Below are 5,323 nucleotides of genomic sequence, written 5' to 3'. Positions count from 1 at the left end.
GTATCGTAAATTAAGAACCGCCTTGGTACGGATCCGTATGCCAGGTGGTGTGGAAGGTCACCTAGGGAACTAATCCCTAGGTTCCTATCCGATTGGTGATGTTTACTTCACAATTTGCAAATCATTTTTATGAACGATTTAAAGAAATTGGCGTACTTCTAAGTTAATTTATCATAATGCAATAAACCATGATTCTGTCACAAAACTTATGCGGGATAAAAACTGTATTATTTGCCTTAGCCCTTTATAGCAGAGAAGGTATCAAGTCCAAAAGGTTGAACGTATACTTTTTCCATAATCATTAACATATTAATATACTTTCGTTATCATTTCATCTATTGGCAGACGAACTTTTTTCATAGTTGCCATGTAGTCTTTTTCCAAATCACGGTATCCTAATGCAAGGATAACTGCAGCATGCAGCCCTTTTTCTTTCAAGCCCAAAACTTCATCGATAGTGGCGGCATTAAATCCTTCGATAGGAGTGGCATCCACTTTCAATTCTGCCGCAGCAATAAGTGCTGTTCCTAGTGCAATATAAGCCTGTTTGGCAGCCCAAAGTGCTTTTTGTTCTGCGTTAATAGCGCTAAAATAGGAATGCAATCCATTTCTAAATCCTGATAAGGCACCAGCATCAAGACCTCTTTGCTTTTCTGTCATTGCCATGTAATCGTCAATATAAGTCGAAGACATATCATTGAATGCAGCAAAAACCAACAAATGAGAGCATGAGGTAATCTGTCCGTTATACGAATCAGTACCTAATTTTTTTTGGATTTCCAGGTTGCTTACAACAAAAACGCGGTAAGATTGCAGACCGCAAGAAGATGCTGAAAGATTTATAGCCTCTAAGATCTGATCGATCTTCTCTTCTGTTACTTTAATGTTATTGTACGCTTTTGCGGCGTAGCGCCATTTTAAATTTTCTATCAAATTCATTACTATGTCAATCTTAAATTTTGGCAAATATAAATGATATTATTTTCTTTTTCGAGTTTTTGAAGCGCTCTGGGAAACTCCAAGTCAATCATCTTAGGCTACTAAAGAATATTTATCTGTTTTACTTCATTATTATATTTGTTTAAAGATTAATAATCTTTAATAATTTATGTAAAAAGAATAATTAACTGATTTTATGTATAAATAAAAATATTTAATCTTTTATATTCAAATTTGCAGGGTAAAAAAACTAAATATCACCATCAAATGAAAGCGAACATACAAGAAGATAGGGGAATAAACGAAAAGCAGAATATTGAAAACACCCAGAATACAATCCAGAATGATTTTGCATTCACACTAAAGAGCACTTGTTTAGATGAAAACTATCATCCCTCAAGTCAAACGCGTTTGACAACCAATTTTGCAAACCTGGCCAGAGGAGGTAATCGCCAACAAAACTTACGTAATGCATTAAATATGATTAACAATCGATTCAATGCATTGGCTCACGTGGACAATCCAAAAGCTGATCGTTACCTTGTAGAACTTGAAATCATCACAGTAACGATGAGTATTGATGATAAGAATGGTATTAAGAATCTGCCGTTGATTGAAGTTTTAAAAACGAATATTTTTGACCACAAGACTAGTCAGCGTATCGAAGGTATTGCCGGAAATAATTTTTCTTCTTATGTTCGTGATTATGATTTCAGTATTTTATTGATCGAGCACAATAAAAATAAATCTAATTTTTGTCTTCCTGAAAATTTTGGTGATTTGCATGGAAAACTGTATAAGTGCTTTGTCAGTTCAGCCACTTATAAAGAGCACTTCAAGATGTCACCGATCATTTGTCTAAGTGTATCGAGCAATAAAACTTATACTCGAACTGAGTATCAGCATCCGGTTCTGGGTTTTGAGTATCTGCAGGATCAGTATTCTATCACTGATGAATATTTCTCTAAAATGGGATTAAAAGTTCGTTTTTTCATGCCTCAGAATAGTGTGGCACCGATGTCTTTTTATCATTCCGGAGATCTGCTTGCTGATTATACTGATCTTGGACTAATCAGCTCAATCAGCACGATGGAGACTTTCCAGAAAATTTATCGCCCTGAAATCTACAATGCAAATTCAGTGGCTGGGAAAATCTATCAACCTAATCTTAAACACGAAGATTATTCATTGACCCGCGTGGTTTATGACCGCGAAGAGCGCAGCCAATTGGCTGTTGAACAGGGTAAATATGCAGAAGAACATTTCATTAAGCCTTATAAAAGTCTCCTGGAACAATGGTCTGCTAATTTTACCCTTTAATTGATTACAACACATTAAAATTATACTATTATGAAGAAATTATTATTACCCACCTCAATTGTTGGAAGTTTACCCAAACCTGCCTGGCTTGCACCACCCGAAAAACTTTGGTCACCATGGAAATTAGATGGCGATCAGCTATTTGAAGGGAAACAAGATGCTTTACGCATTTCTCTGCACGAACAACAATTGGCAGATCTGGATATCATTTCTGACGGTGAGCAGACACGTCAGCATTTTGTAACGACTTTTATCGAGCATTTAAGCGGTGTAGATTTTGAAAATCGTAAAACAGTAAAAATCCGTAACCGTTATGACGCGAGTGTTCCAGTGGTGGTAGGTGAGGTTGCACGTCAAAAAGCAGTTTTTGTTGAAGATGCTAAATTTTTACGTAAACAGACTAACAAGCCTATAAAATGGGCATTGCCAGGTCCGCTGACAATGGTAGATACCTTGTACGACGACCATTATAAAAGCCGGGAAAAATTGGCATGGGAATTTGCGATAGCACTCAATGAAGAAGCAAGAGAACTTCAAGACGCAGGGGTAGATATTATCCAGTTTGATGAACCTGCATTTAATGTGTTCTTTGATGAAGTAAACGATTGGGGAATGGCAGCATTAGAAAGAGCCATTGAAGGTTTACACTGTCAAACTGCGGTTCATATTTGCTATGGTTATGGAATACAGGCAAATACTGATTGGAAAAAGACATTAGGTTCAGAGTGGCGACAATACGAAGAAATTTTCCCGAAAATTCAAAAATCTAAAATTGATGTGGTGTCTTTAGAATGTCACAACTCTAATGTACCTTTAAATTTAATGGAACTTGTTCGAGGTAAAAAAGTAATGGTAGGTGCCATTGATGTAGCAAGCAACACTATCGAAACACCAGAAGAAGTAGCTGATACGCTGCGTAAAGCTCTTGAGTTTGTAGATGCCGAAAATCTTTACCCTTCTACAAACTGCGGTATGGCCCCACTATCTCGAAACGTAGCCAGAGGCAAGTTAAGTGCTTTAAGCGCAGGGGCAGAAATTATACGTAAAGAACTTGGGATTTAGTCTCAATTTATTAATTAGAATAGGATTTCCTTGCCTCATGCGTGCTGTCCGTAGAATTTAGCAGAGCGAGTCTGCGGACAGACTAATGAATCTAGAGAATCCACGTTTATCTGCGTAAGACATTTTTGTAATCTTGACTCTACGGACGAATAATATTTAAAACACATTGAAGAAATTATTAGAAGTATTAAAAAAAGTAGGTTTCGACGGTTTCCTGTTAATGATAGCCACCATGATTCTGATGGCTTATTTTTTGCCAAAGCCAGGCATGATCAAAGAACCTGTTTCGCTGGAGGAGATTGCCAATGCTGGTGTTTCCTTGATTTTTTTGTTTTATGGCATGCGACTGAGTGTTGAGAAACTAAAAGCCGGACTTTCTAACTGGAAAATGCACATTGTCGTCCAGTTGACCACCTTTTTATTTTTTCCGCTCATTGTTTTGGCATTTCGCCCGTTGTTTGTCAATAACGGCTTCGAGCTGCTTTGGCTTGGTGTATTTTTTCTGGCAGCATTGCCATCCACAGTTTCCTCTTCGGTGGTGATGGTTTCCATCGCTAAGGGAAACATTCCCGCAGCCATTTTCAATGCTAGCATTTCCAGTTTGATTGGAGTAGTCGTTACGCCTATCTGGGTTGGGCTTTTTATAGCTTCTGCGACAGGCAATTTTGATGTTACTCATATCGTCATAAAGTTGATTCTTCAAGTCTTGCTGCCTGTCATCATTGGCATAAGCCTCAATTCCCGTTTGGGTGCCATTGCCGAAAAATACAAGAAACAGCTCAAATATTTCGATCAGGCAGTTATTCTAACGATTATTTACACGTCGTTTTGCAAGTCATTTTCCGAACATCTTTTTGAAGGCTTCACCGCCCTTGAACTTGCCGGACTCGCTGCAGGGATGATGGCGTTGTTTTTTGCTGTATTCTTTTGTGTCGGATTACTCAGCCGCTTGCTTGGTTTTTCAGATGAAGACCGTATTACTGTCTTATTCTGCGGGTCTAAAAAGTCATTGGTACACGGCACCGTTATGTCAAAAGTACTTTTTCAGCACAGCACCATCACTGGCATCATATTGCTGCCGCTCATGCTTTACCATGCCTTGCAATTGATTGCCGCTAGTATCATCGCTCAGGGTATGGCTCGACGAAAAGAAGTATAATTTTATTTATGACGTGGCCTTTTATCTTTTTTCGATCAAGGGCATCAAGGATAACTCTCCCTGCTATAAAATAATGCCTTTTAGATTTTTATACTGTGAAGATCAATGCTGCAGTATGTTATGTTTTTAACTTGTGTAAAATAAGATTTTTGTATTGTTTTTGGTTATATTTGAAGAATTTTATTCTGTTTTAGAAATAAATTAAACCTGTTTAAAGTAAAATATTCTATGGAACAAATAGATGATATTGATCTTCAATTATTAAATATACTGCATGATAATTCTAAGTATACAGTAAAAGAGCTTGCTAAGATGGTAAATCTTTCGGCATCGCCTGTTTTTGAGCGAATTAAAAGATTAGAAAACAGTGGCTATATTAAGAAGTATATAGCACTCCTTGATGCAGAAAAATTAAACAGGGGATTCATCGTTTTCTGTAATATCAAACTTAAACAGCACGATCGTAATATCGGAAATCAGTTTGTTAGTGATATTATGAAAATAGAAGAAGTTGTGGAATGTTACAATATCTCTGGTGATTACGATTTTTTAATGAAAGTTTCTGCTAAAGACATGAAGCATTATCAGGATTTTGTTTTTAATAAATTGGGATCAGTTGAAAGTATAGGGAGTACTCAAAGTACCTTTGTTATGTCGGAGATAAAAAATATGTATGGATAGTTCTGCGATGGCTTATTTATTTGAAATTCGTTTCCTGACTTCGTGTCCGTAAATAATGTTCTAAAACAAAGAGGTTGTCTGAAAAGACGACCTCTTTCTTTTATTATACTAGTAGATTTACAGAGTGTTTCTTGAAAAATGTAAATTTGGGCTAAAATGGTC

Annotated in this window: 5 protein-coding genes; 4 read left to right on the top strand and 1 reads right to left on the bottom strand. The window is 36.8% G+C overall.

The genetic code is table 11. The features are described 5' to 3' along the window. Positions 1-309: 309 nt before the first annotated feature. A complete protein-coding gene (locus ACQKCJ_RS24605; RefSeq protein ID WP_427403135.1) occupies positions 310-939 on the bottom strand; it encodes a nitroreductase family protein in 630 nt (209 codons plus the stop codon). Between the two features lie 267 nt (positions 940-1,206). Here ACQKCJ_RS24605 and ACQKCJ_RS24600 point away from each other — a divergent pair, with 267 nt between their 5' ends. The 4 genes from ACQKCJ_RS24600 to ACQKCJ_RS24585 all read left to right on the top strand — a co-directional run bounded on the left by ACQKCJ_RS24600 (position 1,207) and on the right by ACQKCJ_RS24585 (position 5,161). Continuing rightward, a complete protein-coding gene (locus ACQKCJ_RS24600) occupies positions 1,207-2,259 on the top strand; it encodes a DUF1852 domain-containing protein (protein ID WP_427403134.1) in 1,053 nt (350 codons plus the stop codon). A 30-nt stretch (positions 2,260-2,289) separates the two neighbouring features. Beyond that, on the top strand, positions 2,290-3,321 hold the full coding sequence (locus tag ACQKCJ_RS24595) for a methionine synthase (protein ID WP_427403133.1): 1,032 nt from the start codon (positions 2,290-2,292) through the stop codon (positions 3,319-3,321). Positions 3,322-3,487: 166 nt separating this feature from the next. Beyond that, positions 3,488-4,480 carry a bile acid:sodium symporter family protein gene (locus ACQKCJ_RS24590; protein WP_271336572.1) on the top strand — a complete coding sequence of 331 codons (993 nt, stop codon included), beginning with the start codon at positions 3,488-3,490 and terminating at the stop codon, positions 4,478-4,480. Between the two features lie 228 nt (positions 4,481-4,708). Then, complete coding sequence (locus tag ACQKCJ_RS24585; RefSeq protein WP_083694586.1) at positions 4,709-5,161, top strand: Lrp/AsnC family transcriptional regulator; 453 nt, start codon at positions 4,709-4,711, stop codon at positions 5,159-5,161. The last annotated feature ends 162 nt before the right edge of the window (positions 5,162-5,323 follow it).

Source organism: Flavobacterium sp. NPDC079362 (assembly GCF_050267765.1).
In the GTDB taxonomy this organism is placed as follows: domain Bacteria; phylum Bacteroidota; class Bacteroidia; order Flavobacteriales; family Flavobacteriaceae; genus Flavobacterium; species Flavobacterium azizsancarii.
This window is presented reverse-complemented; position numbering and strand designations above follow the sequence as displayed.